At 33.2% G+C, this 22,730-nt stretch carries 24 protein-coding genes; 18 read left to right on the forward strand and 6 right to left on the reverse strand.

Annotated elements, in window-relative coordinates; translation table 11 throughout:
* Positions 1-104 precede the first annotated feature (104 nt).
* Positions 105-263: a 50S ribosomal protein L34 gene (gene rpmH / locus ACNFU2_RS11810; RefSeq protein WP_172280837.1), complete on the forward strand. Its 159-nt coding sequence runs from the start codon at positions 105-107 to the stop codon at positions 261-263.
* A 157-nt stretch (positions 264-420) separates the two neighbouring features.
* Positions 421-1,131, forward strand: a complete 711-nt coding sequence (locus tag ACNFU2_RS11815; RefSeq protein ID WP_172280839.1) for a cell division ATP-binding protein FtsE — start codon at positions 421-423, stop codon at positions 1,129-1,131.
* A 3-nt stretch (positions 1,132-1,134) separates the two neighbouring features.
* Here ACNFU2_RS11815 and ACNFU2_RS11820 read toward each other — a convergent pair whose 3' ends face one another.
* The 3 genes from ACNFU2_RS11820 to ACNFU2_RS11830 are packed head-to-tail and all read right to left on the reverse strand — an operon-like array spanning position 1,135 to position 3,870.
* The gene (locus tag ACNFU2_RS11820; RefSeq protein ID WP_306614920.1) at positions 1,135-1,830 is read right to left on the reverse strand and encodes a tRNA1(Val) (adenine(37)-N6)-methyltransferase; all 696 of its coding nucleotides are present in this window, start codon (positions 1,828-1,830) and stop codon (positions 1,135-1,137) included.
* Positions 1,830-3,284 carry a sensor histidine kinase gene (locus ACNFU2_RS11825; protein ID WP_172280843.1) on the reverse strand — a complete coding sequence of 485 codons (1,455 nt, stop codon included), beginning with the start codon at positions 3,282-3,284 and terminating at the stop codon, positions 1,830-1,832. The genes ACNFU2_RS11820 and ACNFU2_RS11825 overlap by 1 nt, the downstream gene beginning before the upstream one ends.
* On the reverse strand, positions 3,274-3,870 hold the full coding sequence (locus tag ACNFU2_RS11830) for a riboflavin synthase (RefSeq protein ID WP_418121806.1): 597 nt from the start codon (positions 3,868-3,870) through the stop codon (positions 3,274-3,276). The genes ACNFU2_RS11825 and ACNFU2_RS11830 overlap by 11 nt, the downstream gene beginning before the upstream one ends.
* Before the next feature lie 49 nt (positions 3,871-3,919).
* Between ACNFU2_RS11830 and pdxA the strand changes: the two genes are divergently transcribed.
* The 14 genes from pdxA (at position 3,920) to ACNFU2_RS11900 (ending at position 17,063) form a co-directional block, all read left to right on the forward strand.
* Positions 3,920-5,011 (forward strand): 4-hydroxythreonine-4-phosphate dehydrogenase PdxA, encoded by a 1,092-nt coding sequence (gene pdxA, locus ACNFU2_RS11835; RefSeq protein ID WP_345991708.1) that lies wholly within the window; start codon positions 3,920-3,922, stop codon positions 5,009-5,011.
* 84 nt (positions 5,012-5,095) lie between these two features.
* Positions 5,096-5,626, forward strand: a complete 531-nt coding sequence (locus ACNFU2_RS11840) for a YceD family protein (RefSeq protein ID WP_172280849.1) — start codon at positions 5,096-5,098, stop codon at positions 5,624-5,626.
* Positions 5,627-5,695: 69 nt separating this feature from the next.
* Positions 5,696-5,899, forward strand: a complete 204-nt coding sequence (gene rpmF / locus ACNFU2_RS11845; protein ID WP_172280851.1) for a 50S ribosomal protein L32 — start codon at positions 5,696-5,698, stop codon at positions 5,897-5,899.
* A 123-nt stretch (positions 5,900-6,022) separates the two neighbouring features.
* Complete coding sequence (gene accB / locus ACNFU2_RS11850) at positions 6,023-6,502, forward strand: acetyl-CoA carboxylase biotin carboxyl carrier protein (RefSeq protein ID WP_172280853.1); 480 nt, start codon at positions 6,023-6,025, stop codon at positions 6,500-6,502.
* A 98-nt stretch (positions 6,503-6,600) separates the two neighbouring features.
* Positions 6,601-7,956 carry an acetyl-CoA carboxylase biotin carboxylase subunit gene (gene accC / locus ACNFU2_RS11855; protein WP_172280855.1) on the forward strand — a complete coding sequence of 452 codons (1,356 nt, stop codon included), beginning with the start codon at positions 6,601-6,603 and terminating at the stop codon, positions 7,954-7,956.
* 161 nt (positions 7,957-8,117) lie between these two features.
* Positions 8,118-9,140 (forward strand): MAC/perforin domain-containing protein, encoded by a 1,023-nt coding sequence (locus tag ACNFU2_RS11860; RefSeq protein WP_418121810.1) that lies wholly within the window; start codon positions 8,118-8,120, stop codon positions 9,138-9,140.
* Positions 9,141-9,313: 173 nt separating this feature from the next.
* On the forward strand, positions 9,314-10,561 hold the full coding sequence (gene rocD / locus ACNFU2_RS11865) for an ornithine--oxo-acid transaminase (RefSeq protein ID WP_418121811.1): 1,248 nt from the start codon (positions 9,314-9,316) through the stop codon (positions 10,559-10,561).
* Positions 10,561-11,352: a glycosyltransferase family 2 protein gene (locus ACNFU2_RS11870; RefSeq protein WP_418121813.1), complete on the forward strand. Its 792-nt coding sequence runs from the start codon at positions 10,561-10,563 to the stop codon at positions 11,350-11,352. Before rocD ends, ACNFU2_RS11870 begins: the two co-directional genes overlap by 1 nt.
* A gap of 98 nt (positions 11,353-11,450) precedes the next feature.
* Positions 11,451-12,113, forward strand: a complete 663-nt coding sequence (locus ACNFU2_RS11875) for a polysaccharide deacetylase family protein (RefSeq protein ID WP_418121814.1) — start codon at positions 11,451-11,453, stop codon at positions 12,111-12,113.
* Between the two features lie 39 nt (positions 12,114-12,152).
* Positions 12,153-12,902 (forward strand): glycosyltransferase family 2 protein, encoded by a 750-nt coding sequence (locus ACNFU2_RS11880; RefSeq protein WP_418121816.1) that lies wholly within the window; start codon positions 12,153-12,155, stop codon positions 12,900-12,902.
* Positions 12,903-12,906: 4 nt separating this feature from the next.
* Positions 12,907-13,887 carry a glycosyltransferase family protein gene (locus tag ACNFU2_RS11885; RefSeq protein WP_418121818.1) on the forward strand — a complete coding sequence of 327 codons (981 nt, stop codon included), beginning with the start codon at positions 12,907-12,909 and terminating at the stop codon, positions 13,885-13,887.
* Between the two features lie 23 nt (positions 13,888-13,910).
* The gene (locus tag ACNFU2_RS11890) at positions 13,911-14,900 is read left to right on the forward strand and encodes a hypothetical protein (protein ID WP_418121820.1); all 990 of its coding nucleotides are present in this window, start codon (positions 13,911-13,913) and stop codon (positions 14,898-14,900) included.
* Entirely contained in the window at positions 14,897-15,847 is a 951-nt protein-coding gene (locus tag ACNFU2_RS11895) for a hypothetical protein (RefSeq protein ID WP_418121822.1), read from the forward strand. The genes ACNFU2_RS11890 and ACNFU2_RS11895 overlap by 4 nt, the downstream gene beginning before the upstream one ends.
* A gap of 4 nt (positions 15,848-15,851) precedes the next feature.
* The gene (locus ACNFU2_RS11900) at positions 15,852-17,063 is read left to right on the forward strand and encodes a glycosyltransferase (RefSeq protein WP_418121824.1); all 1,212 of its coding nucleotides are present in this window, start codon (positions 15,852-15,854) and stop codon (positions 17,061-17,063) included.
* 88 nt (positions 17,064-17,151) lie between these two features.
* Here the strand turns inward: ACNFU2_RS11900 and ACNFU2_RS11905 are convergent, their stop codons facing one another.
* From ACNFU2_RS11905 to ACNFU2_RS11915, 3 genes are read right to left on the reverse strand one after another with little or no spacing between them, the layout of a single operon-like run.
* Positions 17,152-18,375, reverse strand: a complete 1,224-nt coding sequence (locus tag ACNFU2_RS11905) for a glycosyltransferase family 4 protein (protein ID WP_418121826.1) — start codon at positions 18,373-18,375, stop codon at positions 17,152-17,154.
* Between the two features lie 8 nt (positions 18,376-18,383).
* Positions 18,384-19,040 (reverse strand): glycosyltransferase, encoded by a 657-nt coding sequence (locus ACNFU2_RS11910; protein ID WP_418121828.1) that lies wholly within the window; start codon positions 19,038-19,040, stop codon positions 18,384-18,386.
* A gap of 4 nt (positions 19,041-19,044) precedes the next feature.
* Positions 19,045-19,842 carry a hypothetical protein gene (locus ACNFU2_RS11915; RefSeq protein ID WP_418121830.1) on the reverse strand — a complete coding sequence of 266 codons (798 nt, stop codon included), beginning with the start codon at positions 19,840-19,842 and terminating at the stop codon, positions 19,045-19,047.
* A 318-nt stretch (positions 19,843-20,160) separates the two neighbouring features.
* Here ACNFU2_RS11915 and ACNFU2_RS11920 point away from each other — a divergent pair, with 318 nt between their 5' ends.
* Positions 20,161-21,051, forward strand: coding sequence for a hypothetical protein (locus ACNFU2_RS11920; protein ID WP_418121832.1), 891 nt, complete (start codon positions 20,161-20,163; stop codon positions 21,049-21,051).
* Between the two features lie 139 nt (positions 21,052-21,190).
* On the forward strand, positions 21,191-22,702 hold the full coding sequence (gltX, locus tag ACNFU2_RS11925) for a glutamate--tRNA ligase (RefSeq protein WP_418121834.1): 1,512 nt from the start codon (positions 21,191-21,193) through the stop codon (positions 22,700-22,702).
* Positions 22,703-22,730 lie beyond the last annotated feature (28 nt).

Raw genomic sequence — 22,730 nt, forward strand, 5'->3', positions numbered from 1 at the left:
AAATTAATTTCAAAAAAAAACAATATAAATTTGTAACTTCTAAAAAAATATTTATCTTTGCAACCTGAAAAATAAATAGATAATTACGATTTAAATATATAGTAATGAGTAAAAGAACATTCCAGCCATCAGAAAGAAAAAGAAGAAACAAACACGGTTTCAGAGAAAGAATGTCAACGCCAAACGGTAGAAGAGTTTTGGCTGCAAGAAGAGCTAAAGGCAGAAAGAGTTTAACGATAAGTGCATCTCGCGCTAAGAGATAATCTCGAAATTATCATATACAAATCATGCTTGAAAAGAAGTTTTTCAGGCATTTTTTGTTGTTAAAATTTACTAAAATTTAGGTTCTTTAAGTTTCTTTTTTCTATTTTTAAAATCTGAAAAGATTTTTTTTAGAAATCGCCCTCTTAAAATTAAATTATGCCACATACAAATATCTCAGGAGATAGCATTATAAGTTTACAACATGCAAAGATTGCTCAAAAAAACTTTACTGTTCTTTCTGACGTTAATCTCAATATTAAAAAAGGAAGATTTTGCTATCTTATCGGAAAAACAGGATCAGGAAAAAGCTCACTTTTAAAGACATTGTACGGGCATATTCCATTGGCTTCAGGACACGGTGATGTAGTAGGTTTTGATCTTGCTAAAATGAGAACGTCTGACATCCCTAACCTGAGAAGAAAATTAGGAATTGTTTTCCAGGACTTTCAGTTACTTTCAGACAGAACAGTGGAAAAGAATTTAAAATTTGTCCTTGAGGCTACAGGATGGAGTGATAAAATCAAAATGGAAGACCGTATCAACGAAGTTCTTGGAAGCGTGAACATGAAGAGCAAAAAGCATAAAATGCCACACGAACTTTCAGGAGGAGAGCAACAGCGTATAGCTATTGCAAGAGCTTTATTAAATCATCCGGATCTTATTCTTGCAGATGAGCCTACCGGAAATCTTGATCCGGAAACTTCTAATGAAATCATGACTTTACTTAAGCAGGTTGCTTTGGAAAACGGAGCTGCTGTAGTGATGGCTACTCACGATTATCATATGATCCAAAACTTCCCTGGTGAAGCGATCAGATGTGAAGATGGAAAGGTATCCGTACTTGATACCACGGAATTATTCGAATAATTTTCATTTACTAAAAACATGAAACTCTTTAGTGAGTTCTAAATATTGGTCCGAGTATTTTCTCGGACTTTTTTCTATCACCAATTCAGAGTCTTCGGCCTCACCTTCCCTTATTGAAAATTCCAATATCAGTCTTTTAACTTTTGAATGTTCAATTCCTTTGATCTGAATTCTTCTGAACAAAAACAAATGATATTCTTTTGCAAGACCAATGAAATCCACTCCCACCTCAACAGGAATGATCACCGAAAAAACACCCTTTTCAGACAACAACGACGGAATTCTGGAGATTAGTTCTCTGAAATTCAACTCAATTGTCTGCCTGGCAATTTTATCCTTACCGGAATCAGACTCTTCAAAATACGGAGGATTGGAAACAATAAGATCAAATGTATCTTTTGATTCAAAAGTTTTAAAATCCTGATGAATATTTTTCAATCTTTCACTGAAAACCGAATTCCGGAAATTCTTCCGGGTTAATTCAACAGCACCAATCTGAATATCCAACCCTAAAAACACAGCATTAAGATTCCTTTGAGCAAGCATTAAAGATATCAAGCCTGTACCGGTTCCTACCTCAAGAACTTTGGCTGCCCGATCGACACTAGCTAAAGCACCTAACAAAACACCATCAGTCCCTACACGAAAAACATCCGGGGATTGCTGAATATCAAACTGCTTAAACTTAAAAGGTTTCACTATAGATTGGTCGGTAGTGTTATAGTAAATGTAGAACCTTTATCAACTTCTGATTTTACAGAAATTTCACCTTTATAATCTTCCACCATTTTTCTTACCATGGAGAGCCCTAATCCCATCCCACTGTTTTTTGACGTAAAATTAGGTTCAAAAATCCTTTCATACATATTATCCGGAATACCTACTCCGTTATCCTGCACAGAGATCATTACTCTTCTTTGATGCTGCTCTATATCAACATTGATAATTAATTTTCTATCTTCGCTCTGAGCCTGCTTTGCATTGGTAACAAGGTTGGTAATAATCCTGGAAAGATAGATCCTGTCCATGTTGATCATGATATTTGCCTTGTTGGTATGAACGAAAACACTGTCATCACTGAAAACACGTAGAATATCAGCAACCTCTGCATTCAGGTTGATGGTCTCATTATTTTTTTCGGGAAGCTTCGCAAATTCTGAAAAAGCAGAGGCTACGGTAGCAATCAAATCGATCTGATCAACCATCGTTTTACTCATCATTTTCACCCTTTCCGTCACATTAGGATCCTGAGGATCAAACTTCCTTTCAAAATTCTGGATGGTAAGTTTCATAGGAGTCAAAGGATTCTTTACTTCATGGGCTACTTGTTTCGCCATTTCTCTCCACGCTTCCTCTGATGCTTTGAACCTAAGCCTTTCTTTTTGATCCTGAATCTGAAGTATCATTCTGTTATAAGCTCTTGCCAAAGCATTTAGCTCATCATTTTTATAATATCTGATAGGACGCATTTCATTCTCAAAAAGAGTAATACGCGTAATCATATCAGAGAATTTCGTAATATTTTTAGCCAAACTGTTTGAGGTTACCCAACTAATCCAGATACTGAATATAATAAGAAAGAAATCAACCAAAAGGATATATTTAACATATTGGTGAAGCACTTCCAGATAAGCGGATTCATTATGATACAAAGGAATATATACAATTCCTATAGGCTCCAGAACATTATTTTTTAGGATCATATAAGAGGATGTGAATACCGCATCCTTTGCCTGATCATATCCTTTAATATCCACTCTGGCATCAGTCGCCAGGATTCGATTAACAATATCTACGGGAATTGATTTTTGAGATACTAACCCCTGATCTCTGTTGGAAAGAAGATAATGTCCTTTCAAATCATAAATCACAATATCATGCTGATTGATATCTGCAATTTCAAAAATTTTATTTCCTAAAACCTGAGGGAGATCTTTAGTTTCGAGTACCGTACTGCTTACTTCATAATCCAGAAAGCGCATTACAGCACTGGTTTTCTCCTGCATGTCAATTTTGCTTTGTTGCAAAGAATGGTTTCTCAAAACAAAGTAAGGAACGAGGGATGAAGCAACAACACTTAAAAGACATACCAGCAAGAAACCGAAAAACACTCGATTCCTCAAGCTATATCCTTTGTACTTATTAATTGCCATTCTGTTTTTTAATTAACCTAGCAATATACTTACCAATTATGTCAAATTCAAGATTAACTTTATCACCTATTTTTAAATATTGCATATTCGTAAACTCCCAGGTATATGGAATAATCGCGACAGAAAATTGGAAATCCTCACTTTTAGCAACGGTAAGACTTATTCCATTCATAGTAATTGATCCCTGAGGTACTGTTACAAAATCACCGTCATTATCATATTTCACTGTAATGAAATAGCTCCCGTCTTTATTTTCGATTCCTACAACCTCACCTGTCTTGTCCACATGTCCCTGTACAATATGCCCATCCAGTCTGCCATCCATCTTCATACAACGTTCAAGATTTACCACTGTTCCCACTTCCCATTTTCCAAGATTAGTCTTTTCCAGAGTCTCATTAATTGCTGTTACAACATATTGGTCATCCTTAATTTCCACAACCGTCAAACAACATCCGTTATGTGCAAGACTTTGATCTATTTTTAACTCATTGGTAAAAGGGCAGGTTAATGTAAAGTCGATATTACTTCCTTTTTCTTCAATTTTCTCAATAACTCCAACTGCTTCAATAATTCCTGTGAACATATTATTTTTTGCTAAATTTGTAAAATTATAATCTTCAAAGATAATCAAAATGAGTCCAAAAAACTATAAAGTACGAGTAGGAATTTCAATAGGTGATTTCAATGGCATCGGCCCTGAGATCATTATGAAGTCTTTGAAAGACAAAACGATCACAGATTTTTTCACTCCTGTAATCTTCGGATCCGGGAAATTATTTACCTATCAAAAGAATATTTTCAAACTGAATCTTAATTTCAATTATATCAATGAAGCCTCTCAGGCTCAGACGGGAAAACTGAATATGGTCAATCTTGCCAAGGAAAATTCTAATGTAGAGTTGGGAACTCCTACCGAAGAATCCACCCAAATGGCAATATCCTCTCTGGAGGCTGCTACAGAAGCTTTAATCAAAGGAGACATTGACGTACTTGTTACCGCGCCTATCAATAAGGATGAAATGATGAAACTAGGCTTTAAACATGCTGGACATACTGGATATTTTGAAGAAAAATTCAATAAAAAAGGCTTAATGTTTTTAGTAACGGATGATTTAAAAGTAGCCGTTTCTACGCATCATATTCCTTTAGCTAAGGTGGCCGAAAGTATTTCGAAAGAAAAAATCAAAAAACAGATCAAAGCCTTAAACCAAACTTTAATTGAAGATTTCTGTATTCAAAAACCAAAAATTGCCGTATTAGGACTGAATCCCCATTCCGGAGACGGAGGAGTAATTGGCAGCGAGGAAATAGAGATCATCGGACCAGCCATCAAAGAACTTTCAGACAATGGAGTTTTAGCTTTCGGACCATTTCCTGCGGACAGTTTTTTCCAACCCAATAAATATAAAAACTTCGATGCTGTTTTAGCAATGTACCATGATCAGGGCCTTGCTCCTTTCAAAACACTGGCTTATGAAGAAGGTGTAAATTATACTGCAGGACTACCTTTTATCAGAACTTCTCCCGACCATGGAGTCGCTTATGATATTGCAGGAAAAAATATCGCCGATGAACAGAGTTTTACAGAAGCTATTTTTACAGCTATTAAAATTTTTAAGAACAGAAGCGAATATAACGATCTCATGAGCAATAGGATGCAGCCAAGAAAAATGGCTGTAGATAATGGAATAGATGAAGATCTTCCTGATGAAAATGAAGCATAACTCTTCCAAACACATTTAAAATTAATTTGTTTGATATTTTATTTGTAATTATAAAAAAAATGCATATTTTTGCACACTCATTTTATGGACAAGTTAAGAAACTATGACGTAAGCTTTTCCGGATTAAAAAACGGCAAGCATCAGTTCAAATTTGAGATAGACCAATCGTTCTTTCAATTATTTGACACTGAACAGGAATTTACAAATCCTAGAATAACAGTAGATGTTCTTTTGGAAAAGCATACTACTTTTTTAGAGTTTGAAATAAAAATTGATGGAACCGTAGAATTGGTTTGCGATATTACAAGCGCCGATTTTGACCATCAGATTGAAAATGAAATTAAAGTCCTGGTCAAGTTTGGAGAAGAATATGATGATAGTGACGAAAACGTTATTACTATTCCAAGCTCGGACCACGCTTTCAATGTAGCACAGTTGATTTACGAAAATGTAGTACTTTCCATACCTATGAAAAAAGTATCTCCTGACGTAAGTGATGAAGATTTAAAAATTTTGGACCAGTTCAGTCCTAAAGATATTGAAGAAAAGGAAGAGGAAGAACATGAGAGTGACCCAAGATGGGAAGCTTTAAAAAAATTAAAAGATAAAAATTAAAATAATTTAAATATGATGAGATGATGAAAAAAATCTCATCGCTCATCAAATTAAAAAAGTTATTACACAATGGCACATCCAAAGAGAAGACAGTCGTCCACAAGAAGAGATAAGAGAAGAACTCACTACAAAGCAGTAGTTCCTCAATTAGCGAAAGATGCAACTACAGGTGAACACCACCTTTATCACAGAGCTCACTGGCATGAAGGAAAACTTTACTATAGAGGTAAAGTAGTACTAGAGAAAACAGTGGAAACTACTGAAGAAAACTAAGAGGTAAATTTAAAAAAAACTCATTTTAATACAAAAATCGCCCAATTTCATCAAAATTGGGCGATTTTTTGTTGTTTTTTATGTTTTTTTGGTATCTTTGGCTCAAAATCAAATATCAAATTTATGGACATTAAAGACATACAAAATCTTATCAAGTTTGTATCTAAAGCCGAAGTTTCAGAGGTTAAATACAAGACTAAAGATTTCGAAATCACTATTAAAACTCCATTAGCAGGAAGCGAAGTAAACTATGCACAACCAGCAGTTTACCACACTGCTCCTCAGCAAGTAGCAGCTCCTGTACAAACTCCTGCTGCCACTACCCCAACTGAAAAAGTAGAAGCAGCTTCTGATGACAGCAAGTATTTAACTATTAAGTCTCCAATGATTGGTACTTTCTACAGAAAGCCATCTCCAGATAAAGACGTTTTTGTAAATGTAGGTGATGAAGTTTCCAACGGAAAAATCGTTTGTGTAATTGAAGCAATGAAATTATTCAATCAGATAGAATCTGAGATCAGCGGTAAAATCGTTAAGATATTGGTAGACGATGCTACTCCTGTAGAGTACGACCAACCTTTATTCCTAGTAGATCCATCTTAATTTAGAAGTTAGATGTTAGACATTGGATGTTAGATTAAATTCTACATTAAAATAACATTATCTAATTTTCAAATTATCTAATTTTCAAATTGAAGAAGATGTTCAAAAAAATATTAATAGCCAACCGTGGCGAGATTGCAATGCGTATTCTTCGTACTTGCAAAGAAATGGGGATCAAAACCGTTGCAGTTTACTCTACTGCAGATAAAGACAGTCTTCACGTAAGATTTGCCGATGAAGCAGTTTGTATTGGTCCTGCAATGAGCAAAGACTCATACCTTAAAATTCCAAATATCATTGCTGCTGCAGAGATTACTAATGCAGATGCAATTCACCCTGGTTATGGATTCCTATCTGAAAATGCGAATTTTTCTAGAATCTGTCAGAAAAATGGGATCAAGTTTATTGGTGCTTCCCCAGAACAAATTGAGAAAATGGGTGACAAAGCGAACGCCAAAGCAACCATGAAGGCTGCAGGTGTGCCATGTGTTCCAGGTTCTGACGGTCTTATTGAATCATATGAGCATGCAGTGAAAGTTGCTGAAGAAACAGGATATCCTGTAATGATCAAAGCAACTGCCGGTGGAGGTGGAAAAGGAATGAGAGCTGTCTGGAAAGCAGAAGATCTTAAGGAGCATTGGGATTCTGCCATTCAGGAGGCTGTAGCTGCTTTTGGAAACGGAGGTATGTACATGGAAAAATTAATTGAAGAGCCTAGACATATCGAAATTCAGGTTGCAGGAGATCAATATGGTAAAGCCTGTCACCTTTCTGAAAGAGATTGCTCTGTACAAAGAAGAAATCAAAAATTGACAGAAGAAACTCCTTCTCCGTTTATGACCGATGAACTTCGTGAGAAAATGGGTGCGGCAGCAGTAAAAGCAGCTGAATTCATTGGTTACGAAGGTGTGGGAACAATCGAATTCCTGGTGGACAAACACAGAAATTTCTATTTCATGGAAATGAACACAAGGATCCAGGTAGAACACCCTATTACCGAGCAGGTAATTGATTATGATTTGATCAGGGAACAGATCCTGTTAGCTGCAGGAACTCCAATATCAGGAATCAATTATTACCCGAAATTACATTCAATTGAATGTAGAATTAATGCTGAAGATCCATATGCTGACTTCAGACCTTCTCCAGGAAAAATAACAGGATTAAATATCCCTGGGGGACATGGAATCAGAGTAGACACTCATGTTTACTCAGGATATACGATCCCTTCTAATTACGACTCTATGATTGCAAAGCTAATTACTACGGCTCAAACCCGTGAAGAAGCAATTGCTAAAATGAGACGTGCATTGGAAGAGTTTTATATTGAAGGAGTAAAAACAACGATTCCTTTCCACAGACAATTAATGGATGACGAAAATTATCTTGCAGGAAACTACACTACAAAGTTCATGGAAGACTTTGTAATGGATAGAAAATATGATAATCATTAAGATTATTTAATATAAAAAACAGAAACTGCCTCAAATCGGGGCAGTTTTTTGTTTGAGTTACTTTCATTTTTACATTACAAAATGATTTGTCATGACTTTTATCAGACCTCATTATTTCCCATTTTTTTGATTTAATGTTATTTTTGTCGCGATAAAAAATTATGATGAAACAAATCTTATTCTGCATAAGCACCTCGCTTATTCTTTTTATGTCATCCTGCTCTAGTGATGAAGTTATTGAAACGACCCCCGAAACTTCAAATGAAAATCCGATATCACTTGAAGATAGTAAGGAATTTGGTTACTACAATGCTTTAGGATATGGTTATAATGTTACTGGCGAATATGCAAATTCTAACTCTACGGGCTTTAAAGTTCTTGATATTGATAAATTTAAAACAGAGCAAAGCGCAAGATTAGTTGATGAAAATACATTGACGCAGGAATATTCTGATGAATATGGTGAAGATGCTGCAGCTTTTTCAAAAGTGATTTCAAGAAAAGTGAGCGCAACTGATCAAATGCTATTATATGGAAAGACGATATCAAGTCCTTTCAAATCTGCTGTAATTAATAATCACAGTTATTTCGATCCGAAATTTATTTATGGAAGCTACAATATTTTAATTAAGCAAAAAAGATTCAGAATCAACGCAACAACAGATTTACTTACGAATTATGTAACCCAAAATTTCCTGAAGGATCTACAAATAAAAACACCGGAACAAATAGTACACGATTACGGCACACACGTTACGGTGGATATTTATACAGGAGCTAAATTAGATATCTTTTTTCAGGCGCAAACAACAAATCATGATCGTAGCAAAGCGGCCAGAGCAGGTATAGCAATTGCGGTAAATGGTTTAAAATCAATCACATCCAATGATATTAACGTACAGGAAGCCTCTAAAAATTATTCTAAAAAACTATACTATAAAACAAGGGGAGGTGAACCTTCAAAACGTTTTGCTAATATCTTAAACATAGATCAAAGCATCCCAAAAATCAATATATCAGATTGGCAAAGTACTTCTACGAAAGATAATTCTGTACTAGTTGATTTTGGACCTCATGGTTTGGTAATACTATATGATTTAATAAAAGATCCAATAAAGAAATCTCAAATGAAATCATACATTGATCAATATCTTGCTACCAATCAAGTGCTTTTATCCAAGTAACATATCATCACTTATATTTTATAATATTCCGCTTTGTAAAAGGCGGATTTTTATTTATAAAATATAGGAAGAGTTCAGAAACTACCCCCTTCCTGAAATTCAAAATTAAAAATAAACATATCACTGATCAATCCAACATTATAATTATTAACTTTGTACAAAACCAAAAGAATATGTCAACAGTAGAAACAGAAAAAAATTCACAGTATTTTATCGACCTTGAAGACAAGCATGGAGCACATAATTACCATCCTCTTCCCGTAGTTTTAGACCGAGGAGAAGGTGTATTTGTATGGGATGTAGAAGGCAGGAAATATTATGATTTTCTTTCAGCTTATTCTGCCGTAAACCAGGGCCACTCCCATCCAAAAATCGTAGATGCTTTAGTAAATCAGGCTAAAAAGCTTGCCCTTACCTCAAGAGCTTTTTACAATTCAAAATTAGGAGAGTACGAAAAGAAGATTACTACTTTATTTGGTTTTGATAAAGTGTTACCCATGAACTCTGGTGCTGAAGCAGTAGAAACAGCAGTGAAACTTGCCAGAAAATGGAGTTATGAAGTTAAAGGTATTTCAGAAAATGCAGCGAAAATAATTGTTTGCGAAAATAATTTCCATGGTAGAACAACTACTATTGTTTCATTTTCTAACGATCCGGATGCGAATCAAAATTATGGGCCTTTTACCCCGGGTTTTATTAAAATCGCATATAATGATCTTTCAGCTCTGGAAGAAGTATTAAACAATGAAGCAGAAAATATTGCCGCATTTTTAGTTGAACCCATTCAGGGTGAAGCCGGAGTGTATGTTCCGGATGAGGGCTTTCTTAAAGGAGCTTCTGAGCTGTGTAAAAAACATAATGTTCTTTTTATTGCGGACGAAGTACAGACAGGTATTGCAAGAACCGGGAAACTGATTGCCTGTTACCATGAAAATGTGCAGCCAGATATCCTGATTTTAGGGAAAGCACTTTCCGGAGGAATGTATCCTGTATCTGCTGTTCTTGCTAACAATGAAATCATGAACGTTATTAAACCCGGACAGCACGGTTCAACATTTGGAGGAAATCCAATAGCCTGTGCAGTAGCCGTAGCAGCTTTAGATGTTGTAGCAGATGAGAACTTATCTGAAAGAGCCGAACAATTAGGACAGCTTTTCAGAAATGAGATCCAAAAATTAATTGAAAAATCTGACCTTATTACTAAAGTACGAGGTAAAGGATTGTTAAATGCGATTCTAATCAATGATACTCCTGACAGTTCTACAGCGTGGAACCTGTGTTTGAAATTAAAAGAAAACGGACTGCTTGCCAAGCCTACTCATGGAAATATCATCAGATTAGCACCACCTTTGGTCATTACAGAGGAGCAGTTACTTGATTGTATAGAAATCATTAAAAAAACGATTCTCGAGTTTAAATAATGTCTCTTACTCTGGCTGTCATTACTTATAATGAAGAGCATAACATTGCAAGGCTTTTAGATTCCCTTTATAATATCGTCGATGAAATTATAATCGTCGATAGCTATTCAACTGATCGCACAAAAGAAATTGTTCTTCAACAATATCCCGAGGTCAAGTTTTTTGAAAAGAAATTTAACGGGTATGGTGAACAGAAAAACCATGCCCTTTCATTATGTTCTGGTGAATGGATTTTATTTCTGGACGCTGATGAAATCCCTGATACGGAACTAAGAAATTCTATCAGGCATGTAACGTCGTTAAATAATCCTGAATATCATATTTATAAGGCGAAATTTAATAACCACCTAGGGACTCATTTGATAAGGTATGGAGGCTGGGGAACTGTATCCCGAGAAAGATTGTTCAGGAAGGATTCGGCAAAATATTCAGATGATAAAGTACATGAATATCTAATCTCTGATAAAAAAGCAGGAAATCTCGATGGCAAGCTAGATCACTATACCTACAGAAGTATACATTGCCATGTATCAAAAATCAATAAATATTCTGATATGATGGCCGAGAAAATGTTTGAAAAAGGAAAAAGAATCAAGCGTTTTAAGGTTATCGTAAGCCCTGTTTTCGAATTTATAAAAGTTTTTATCTTTAAATTGGGCTTCCTGGATGGGTTTGCCGGATATTATATCGCTAAAACCATGTCTTATTATACATTTCTCAAGTACATTAAACTTCGTGAAAAAATAAAATTAGAAGAACTTGAAAAAAAATACCACAAGAAAGCCGTATGATGTTATCCCTAATTATTATATCTGTTATATTGGTATTCTTAGTGATACATTTCAGACTCTATCTCATTTTCTTCACTGAAAACAGATTGATTATCCTCATGTACCACCAGATAGGAGAAAAAAGTACAGATGACCTCATGGTAAGCCTTGATAATCTTGAGCGTCAGTTTAAATATCTGAAAGACAAAAATTACACTTCTAAATTCTTTTCGGAAATCAACATTCCGACTAGGAATAGCATTATATTAACCTTCGATGATGGTTATAAAAATAATTTCGACTATCTCCCTTCCCTATTGGAAAAATACAACTTAAAAGCTGTTATATTTATTCCTACAAAATTTATTCAGGAGGGATACAAAGATTATCCCATGATGACTTTTGAAGATATCAGAACTCTTGATCCGAATTATTTTGAGATTGCCTTGCATACTCATGCTCATGAAAATCTGAGAACATTAACACCAGAAGAAATCGAAAAGGATCTTGAAACAAACATGCAAATTCTCAATGACCATCATATTCGGTATAAAAAGGTCCTTGCTTATCCTTATGGAAAATACCCAAAGAAAGGTGAGGATAAGAAAAAGCTTTTTTTTACCTTAAAAAAGTTGGGAATTAATTTCGCCGTAAGAATTGGAAACAGAGTAAATTACTATCCATCTAAGAAATATGAGCTATGTAGAATAGATATAAAAGGGGATGACTCCATAGAAAAATTCAAATTAAAACTTATCTTTGGAAAATTAAAACTGTTTTAGAAGACCTAACTTTAATGGTTTTCAAACATCTAAATGGTTATGATAAATATAAGCGGCTTAATCATAACATATAACGAGGAAAAAAATATACAGGAAGTCCTTGAATGTTTTGATTTTTGTGATGAAATTATAATTGTAGATTCTTTTAGCACCGATAAAACCTTAGATATTGCTAAAGCTAATCCTAATGTAAAAATCATCCAAAACAAATTTGAAGATTTTACTAAACAAAGAAACATAGCTCTGGATCAGGCTAAAAATGATTGGGTCCTATTTCTGGATGGTGATGAAAGAATTACCCCGGATCTTAAAGCTGAAATAATTAATGAACTTGAAAAACCGGACAAAAAAGATGCTTATTATTTTTACAGAAAATTCTTCTTTGCAGGGAAACCTATTCATTATTCAGGAACCCAGACTGACAAGAACTTCAGATTGTTCAGAAAGTCAAAGGCGAGATATATTTCAGAAAAAAAAGTACATGAAACATTAGATGTTTCCGGAACAATTGGAGAATTGAAGAATAAACTACTTCATTTTTCCGTTTCAGATTATGAGTCTTATAAAAATAAAATGATTCATTATGGAATTCTGAAAGGACAGGAACTATCAAATAAAGGAAAAAAATTTAATCTAATAACACAATATTCCAAAACAGCGTTCAAGTTTTTCAAGGCATACATTTTGCGGTTAGGAATATTAGATGGAAAAGAAGGTTATCAGCTTTCATATTTGCAGGCGTTAAGCACGTATGAAACGTATGAATCATTAAAAAAGGAACAAAAATAGTTGAATGAAGATTTGTGTAATTAGTTATGATTTTTGGGGCTACGACAAACATATTGTAGATACACTATGTAAAAAGGGTATTGATGCACATCATATTAAAATCGGAAACGTTACGCATTCAAACTTTCAGGAGAGAGCAACTAATGCCATCAGTAAGGTTTTTTTAAATAAGAACCTGAAAACGGAGAAAAGACAACAGTTTGTTATCGATTCGCTTGCAGCATTAGGCCCTCAGGATCAAATTTTGGTTCTAAATCCTGACACATTTGATATATCTACTCTTCAGGAAATTAAGGCATACAGCAAAAGACTTATTACTTATTTATACGATAGCCTTGAAAGGCTCCCTGTTGAAATTGAAAAACTTAAGCTTTTTGATAAAATTTTTTCATTTGATATTATTGATGTTAAAAAACACGCTTTTGAAAAGCTGACCAATTATATTTATCTGGATCACCATTCTTCGGAGGAGCAGAATCCGGAAATGGATCTTTTCTATATTACATCCTACGATAATAAAAGAGTCTCTTTTATTAAGTTACTTACGAAGAAGTTAATCGCTTTGAATTTAAAATTTCAAATTATGATTATCGGTAAGAAAAGCTGGAAAAATCAACTAAAGAATTTATTTATTACAGTGCCGGAAAGCTTATCCATTATCTTTAGTATCAAGAAAATTTCCCATCAGGATCTTCCGGGATATTATAAAAACTCGAAAGCCCTACTCGATCTTACACGGGAAAACCAACACGGATTAAGTTTCAGGGTTTTTGAAGCAATGGCACTCGAAAAGAAAATCATTACCGACAACGTAGCTATTAAAGACTACGATTTTTATAATCCCAACAACATCCTAGTTCTAGATGAAACCTGCAGTAATCTGAATACCCAATTTTTTGAACAGCCGTACGAGAAGATTCCAGACAATATTTATTACTTTTACACAATTGATAGCTGGGTTGATCGTGTTTTTAAACTGGCTTAAAAAATTATTTCAACTATAAACCAATGATTACACTTACTGATCAGTCTAAAATCATCATATTTTGTCCACCCAACAGTGTTACAGGAGGTCCTGAGGCATTACATCAGCTTGCAGATAAACTCTATCAACTACAGGTTAAACATGTTTTTATGCATTATATTCCAAAACGGAAAAATGCAAAACCTTCTAATTACTCTATTTATCAGACTACTGAGATAGAACAGATTGAAGATCATCCGGAAAATATTCTTATCGTTCCCGAATCGATGACCTTTTTGATAAAAGAATATCCGCTAAGTCAGAAGATAATCTGGTGGTTGAGCGTAGATTTTTATAAAATATTAATGGACTATAGAATAAGAAAGCAAAGTATATTTACAAGGCTTTTCTATAGACAAGCTGACAAAGAATATCATTTTGAGAAGCTACCTAATGTTTTCCAGTGGGCTCAATCTTATCGTTCGTCGGTTTATATTAAAGAACATGGAATTCCCGATAATCAGATTGATTTTGTATGTGACTATATCAATCCCAGCTTCTTAAAAAACAAGAAGCCTATTATAAAAGATCTCAACAATAAAAAAATCCTATACAATCCACGTAAAGGAAAAAAAGAAATCGCACAATTAATTAAAAGTTCACCAGATCTGATTTGGGTTCCAGTTCAAAATATGAATGCAAGCCAGATTAAAGATCTTATGGAAAAATCTTTACTGTATGTTGATTTTGGGGAAAATCCGGGAAGAGACAAAATGTTAAGAGAATCTGTTTCGCAGGATTGCTGTATTATTTCAGGAAAGAATGGTTCATCTGCTTATTATGAAGATCTTATGATTCCGGATGAATATAAATTCACTTTCAATGAAAACAAAATTCCAGATATTATTGCAAAAATAAAAGATGTTCTGGAAAACTATCCTAAACATATTCCTCATTTCGAACCCTACAAAAAAATGGTTATTAATGAAGAAATTTCATTTGAAGAGAAGCTAAAAGAAATATTTACGAAATGACTTCAAAGAAAAAAATTACTTTAATCTATCCCTTTGCATATGGTTATATTGATTTTGTTGTTGAAGAGCTTCAGTCGGATGCATCCATAATAGTTACAGATATTAAAACCGATACGATAAAGTATTCTTATCCTAATATTTTTGTGAAAATATGGAATGGTATTACAAAATTGTTTGGGACTAATATCAAAAAAAAATACTTTAATCGACAAGTAATAAATCAAATCACCGAAGTTCAGGATATTATTTTTGTGATCCGACCTGATATGCTAGAAGATTCTCTATTAAAAGAATTGAAAAAGAAGACAAAAAGCTTCATTGCTTATTATTATGATAGTTGTAAAAAATACCCCCGACAATTACAAATATCACACTTTTTTGATGAGATTTATTCCTATGACAGAGAAGACATTGATCGACACCAATTTATAGAAACCTCAAATTTCATTCACGATGAAGTAATTGAAAATCAACCAACTAAATACGATATTTTTAATATATCGTCTTATGATTCAAGAATAGAGGAAATTGACAAAGTATCAAAAACATTATTTGATGCAGGGTTTTCTATTAATTTTGTTTTATTTTGGTATGAAAAATTAACGTATCCGCATTTAAACTCTATAACAGAATACTTGACACTTAGTGAAACTAAGAAACTTATCTCCCAATCCAAGGCAATGATAGATATACAAAGACATGACCAGAAGGGACTTTCTTTCAGAACCTTTGAAAGTTTAGGATACCGTAAAAAACTGATTACGACAAATTCAGAAGTAAAAAAATACGATTTTTATCATCCTAATAATATGTTAATAATCGATAGTAGTAATTTAGATACAGAAGTAATCAAGGATTTTCTAAAGCTTGATTATGTGGAAATTCCACAGGATATTCTCAATAAATATACCGTTAAGAGTTTTACACAAAAGATATTCAAATTATAAAGTAATGGGCATTAAAAGAAAAATAAAAAATTATATCTATCTCAAGAACCATTATCCTTTATCCGAAAAGAACATTATTCCTGATGAGAATAAAAAAAATGTCCTTATTGTAGATAGTCAGATTCCTACTTTTGATAAAGATTCCGCTTCGAATCGAATCACCGAGATTGCCAAATTTTTAGCCAAACATTATAATGTCTATTTAATGGATTGGAGAAAAGCAATTCCAAAGGTAGAATCAAAAAAATACATTAAAAACCTGAATGATCATAATGTAATTGTCTATACTCCGTTTATAGGAAAATACGGAATCATGAAAGGAAAAAAGCATTTCATCAACAATCTTCTTCCTAAGCTTGATTTTGTGTGGTGTCATAGACCTGAACTTTTTGAATATTATCTGGAATTTTTCAGAAAGGAAGCGCCAAAAGCCAAAATAATTTATGATATGGTAGACATTCATTATCTAAGAATGGAAAGAGGCCTTGAAATTAAATATGATAAAAACAGAGCTAAGGAACTTGTTCACTATAAATATATTGAAACTGAACTGTGTAAAAAAGCAGACAAGATTGCGGTAATAAGTGATAAGGAAAAGGAGTTTATGACTGCTTTTGTAGATGAATCCAAATTATTTACTGTCAGTAATGTTCATAATCTCAAAGTTAAACCGGAAGATATGCCACCTTTTGAAAAACGAAATGGTATATTCTTCATCGGTACATTTTTACACGATCCAAATGTAGATGCCGTAGAGATTCTCTATCACAAGATCATGCCATTGGTTTGGAAAGCTTTACCTGATCTGAAAATTACGATAATCGGATCTGAGGCACCACAATCCATTATAGATATGAATTCTAATAAATTTGAAGTAGCCGGTTTTGTGGAAAATATCATCCCATACTATGAAAATTGTTTTGCATCGGTATCTCCTTTAAGATTCGGAGCCGGTGTAAAAGGAAAAATAGGACAGGCCCTCGAATATACTTTACCTGTACTCACGACAGAAATAGGTGCTGAGGGAATGTTTTTGAAAGATGGAGTAACGGCAATGATTGCAGGAAATGATGATTATCAGAAGTTTGCGGATAATATCATTAAGATATGCAGTGATAAAAATACCTGGAATACTTTACATAATAATTCGGAAAAAGCAATCTATCCATTTTCGATCGAGGCTCAGAAAGATGAAATTTTTGAGCTTCTTAAATAAACCACTTGACAAATGTTTCCTCAAAAAGGAAACATTTGTTTTGATTTCCTTTTCAGATTAAAGCTGGTATTCTATCATGAAGTCACAATCAAAGGTTAATAATCTGTTGATAAATAGCAACAAGTTCATCTGAACTTTTTTTCCATGAAAACAGTTTAGAACGCTCCAGTCCCTTTTTAGCATATTCTTTTCTTACATTTTCATTTACATATAAATCCAGCATAGTTTGATATAGTAATTCATCATCGTCTGGGCTCAGCATAATTCCAGCATCTCCCACAACCTCCGGTAAAGATGAAGTATTAGAAGTCACCGTTGCCACACCACATTGCATAGCTTCTAAAGGAGGCAAACCAAAACCTTCATAAAAAGACATATAATAAAAAGAATGTGCATGGCTGTATAAGCTGGCCAGATCTTCATCAGGAACTCTTCCTGTAATTATAATTTTATCTTTTAGTTCCTTTGCATTATTGTACTCATCGAAAATTTTATCATAATCCCATCCTTTTGCACCTACCAGTACTAATCCTAAATCGTTAATATCATTTTCTTTAATAACCCTGATAAAATTACGGATTACAAAATCAACATTTTTACGAGGTTCCAAAGTTCCTACACTTAAAAAATATTTTTCAGGAAGATTATACTTTTCCTTTATTGAATTAAATTTATCAACATCTTTACACACATAAAATAGAGATTCAGAAGCTGCTAATAAATTAACAAAGACATGGTCAGGATTGATATGAGGAGCATAGTTGAGTAAATCTTTTTTCGTATTTTCAGAGACACAAATAGCATATCCATCTTCTCCTATACTTTCTATAATTTTTTCTATAAGAGTTGCATTAAAGTGCAGTTCCGGAAATAAAATAGGTATTAAATCATGAACGGTAACAATCTTTTTTAAATTTCCATACTTCCTTATTTCATTATTGATCGGGTAATAGAAAGAGTGAAAAATTTCAGCTTTTCTAAAAATCTCTTCAAGATGCACATTCTTATAATTGTAAATACCTCTCCTATTATAAAAATGACGGAAAAGCTTTTCTTTCCTGAATGGTAAAAATACCCTCCTATATCTTTGATTGGCTTCTTTTATTGATATGGAATGGTCAGAAAAAAAATCATTTATTTCTTTTGTACTTGTTTCATTGTTCAACACACTTAAATGAGAGTAAAACGTTTCTATTGTGCTATTCTTACTTAATTCCCGAAAAAAAGCCAAAGTGACCCTAAAGATTCCGGTCCTGTTATCTTTATAAAAATCTGCTATAACATCAGCATCTAAAATTACTTTTATACTCATAAGAATATCTATACAATGGTATCGTAAAAAGAGTTTTGCTGCTCCTGTCGTTTAATCTCTTTAATATGCAGCAAACACATTGAATAATCAGAAGCTGGAAGACCTGCTATTTTTTTATAATTGCATAGTTTTTCGTGCACCTTATTTTCCCATTTGATTCCTCTGTTAAGTTTAAAAATACGATGCTGATAATCCGGAAAATTAATATACCCCTTGTCATTGACCAGCCAATTCCAGCGTTCTATGTGCTCATCGGTAATTCCATGAACAATATTTATTCTAGGGACCATGAAAACGTCTTTTTTTCTCTTTTTAAAAAGATAGGGCTTTATTTTTATCATAAGAGAAGGTTCAGGAATCTCATCCGCATCTATTTGAAATAAATAGTCTTTCCTTGCAACTTTTATCAGATTATTTTTAAAGGTTGCAAAATCACCGTCCAGACGTGCTTCGATCCGGATAATTTTATTCCCATACTTATCAAGAATGTCACTAACTTTTTGATTTTTATTGGTTATATCCTGCAATACAATAACTTCATCATTTTTATTTATTGCTGGCAGTAAAGCATTTAAAAGTCTGACAATTTCATCAGCTTCATTGTTCACTGTTATCCCGTAAGAAATACTTACGATTTTTTTTAAAATTTGGTTAATAACTCTCATATCATTAATTATAAATTATCGGATAATTACCTGCAAAGTGAACAAAATAATTTTCAGCAATAACTTTTCTTACAAATTTTTTATATTTTTTTGTAGGGAAGATACAGTATCCATTTTTTTTACAAAAGTACTTTTTTATGAACTTTGGAACATTTTTTTCAAAGGCTTCAATTTGATTTCCTTCACTAGTTCCTTTTATCTTGTATAAGACCTGAACATTAAATTCAGCTGGTAATGCTTCAAACCACCCATTGACCTGGGATATATATGCGAAGGGAGTTTCCTCAAAACTATTTAATTCTCCCTGATTATGCTCTGAAAAGTAATAGTCTTTAAATATATCTGCCACTTTTTTTGGACGGAAAATAAATACTCCTCCGTTAATACTTCCCTTTAATAAAGGATGAGTATCAAAATACCTATCTGTAAAATACATTTCAGTGGTTTCCTCCAATATTCTTGAAATATGTCCCCAGGTTTTATTAAATTCCTCTGTTCCGCGTGGATCAAGTACTGCTCCAAAATATTTATTCTCAGGAAGATATTCAAATACAGATGGAGCTTTTTCTGATATCGCAATATCAAGATCCAGAAACAAAACGATATCATAATGCATTGTTTTGGAAGGTATAAGTAATTTTTGTGATAATAATGAGCGATAAAAGTCTTCATCCAGAGGTTTGTCAAGAATAATTAAATCTGCACCGCATTTTTGTGCGTACTTCTCAAACTGAGTTTTACTTTTATTAAATATTTTCTGATATTTTTCTCCTACTATAAAAAGACAGATCGCTTTTTTCATTGTATAACTTTCAATGTTTTTGGACTACAAAAATACATTTAAAAAAATAACACATAGAGAACTTGTAATTATCATCAGGATCTAAATTTCTTTATTTTTTAGCGTTATTATCTATTTCTAGCTTAATTATTATTTGCAGCACCTTAAATTACTTTAAAATATTAAATCACTACCTCTTCTTACATTAAACATAATTTTAAATTTATTTGATTTAAATAAATATTTACATTCAAGAATGGCTATTTATTGATTTTATCCCAAATTAGTGATATGTAGATTATTCTATTATCTTTGCGCCTTTAAAATTAAATTAAGCATATGAAAAAGAAATTACTGAAACTGAGCACTCTTGCTTTTACATTTTCTATACTCTTAAGTATCTCCTCATGTAGAGATGCTTCTGAAAACATAGATTCGGTAACCACATCCGAGGTAAATGGAAATTTAGCAAACAAAATTCAATCATTCAGAAATGTTGAAGAAAAAAAAGTCTTAGTAGAATTTAAAAACTTTATCAATAGCCAGGCATCTCAGAACATTGAGAAAAATGCTATTTTTTTTCATGAACAAAAATTAAAGTCCATCTATAAAGAACGACAAGAATTTCATTTTACAAGTATCCAAAACCTGGCTGATGAGATCAACTCGTTAGTATTAATTGACAAAGAAAAATCAGAAAAATTATTTACTTCTTACTCAAAATTTCTAAGAAAGTCGATATACACAGTTGAACCAACTGTTAATTACGAAGACGCAATTACCTTAGACATAAGTAAGCTAACAAAAACCAATGATCCTACAGGAAAATATATTGGAGTTGTGTCAGTAAAAGAGGGTATACTTCTTACTAATGGAGCATATTCTATCACATGGCACGTTGGAATTGAAAAGCATAAAGATGATTTAGGAACTACTTTTTATCGTAATTTTACACAAATTGGATCTAATGTACAAATCAATGGACAATGGACAACATATCCAAGCTCTATGAGACCCAGTCTAGATTCAAGAGCCGATTTTTTTGGAGCATCAATTTATCATCATGAAACGTTAGGTTTCTTATCTGATTATGGAAGTGTAATACGAAATACAGGTCAAAAAACAGATTATGGATGGGCTCCAAAAAGTGCACGTATAGGAGGAACATTTACAACTACAGTAAATGGTGCTGAATATAGTCTGGAAGGAGCAAGTAATTTTACCTGGTAAATTAAAAAGAGCAAATCATTTTCTGATTTGCTCTTTTTAATTATAGAACAAGACAAAATTAGTTATTATAAATAAACCATCATTGTTAGCTTCTAAAAAATATATTTTTAAGTAAATTTGCACAAAATTAAAATTGATAATGGAGAAAGTAAGAGTACGTTTTGCTCCAAGTCCTACAGGACCTTTGCATTTGGGAGGTGTAAGAACCGCATTATATGATTATCTTTTCGCTAAAAATCAAGGTGGCGAGTTTGTATTGAGAATTGAAGATACAGATACAGCAAGATATGTAGAAGGTGCTGAAGAATATATTGAAGAAGCTTTAGAATGGTGTGGAATCATTCCAGATGAAAGTCCTAAAAAAGGAGGAAAATACGCTCCTTATCGTCAATCTGAAAGAAGAGAAATTTACGACAGGTATACCGAGCAGATCTTAAAAACGGATTATGCATATATGGCTTTTGACACTCCTGAAGAACTGGATGCTATCCGTGCAGAATACGAAACTAAAGGAGATGTTTTTTCTTATGATAACAAAACAAGAAATCGCCTGAGAAACAGCCTTGCATTATCCGAAGAAGAAGTACAAAAACTTTTGGATGAAAAAACACCTTACGTGGTGAGATTTAAAATGCCTGTCGACAGAATTTTAAATCTTGAGGATATTATCCGTGGTAAATCATCTGTAAATACCAATACTTTAGATGATAAAGTTTTGGTTAAAAATGATGGAATGCCCACTTATCACTTTGCCAATGTAATCGACGACCATGAGATGAAAATAACTCATGTTATTCGTGGAGAAGAATGGTTACCTTCTTTGGGCTTACATACTTTATTATATGAAGCAATGCAATGGGAAGCTCCACAATTTGCTCATCTTTCACTTATTTTAAAACCAGAAGGAAAAGGCAAACTTAGCAAAAGAGATGGTGATAAATTCGGATTTCCTGTATTTCCGTTAGATTTCAAAGATCCCGAAACCGGAAATATCTCCAAAGGTTACAGAGAAAACGGATATCTTCCGGATGCATTTATTAATATGGTCGCTCTCTTAGGATGGTCCCCTGCAGATGATAAGGAAATTCTTCCATTGAAAGAAATGATAAAAGAATTTGATCTTCATAAAGTTCATAAAGCAGGTGCGAGATTCAGTAAAGAGAAAGCGGAGTGGTTCAACCATCAATATATTCAGTTAAAGTCTGATAAAGAACTTCTTGACATTTTAAAAAGTACAGATCTTGATTTATCCCACATTTCTGATGATAAACTAATCAGAATTATCCATCTTATGAAGGAAAGGGCAACATTTCCAAAAGACATTTATGAAAATGGAAAATTCTTCTTTGAAGCTCCTACTTCCTATGATGAAAAAGCATCAAAGAAAGCGTGGAATGAAGACACTACAACCATTTTAAGTGAACTCTCTTTTGTTTTAGAAAAAACAGAAACATTCAATGCAGAAACATTGAAGCAGATGGTACATGATTTTGCAGATAACAAGGGCCTTGGAATGGGCAAAGTAATGATGCCTTTACGTCTCGCTCTTGTAGGAGAATTGAAAGGGCCGGATGTCCCGGATATCATGGAACTGCTTGGAAAAGAAGAAACTATAGTAAGAATAGACAATGCTATTAATAATTTTAAATAGAGTTTCATAATTTTTCATAAATTTGAAC

Source organism: Chryseobacterium sp. PTM-20240506 (assembly GCF_048296755.1).
Taxonomy (GTDB): Bacteria; Bacteroidota; Bacteroidia; order Flavobacteriales; family Weeksellaceae; genus Chryseobacterium; species Chryseobacterium proteolyticum.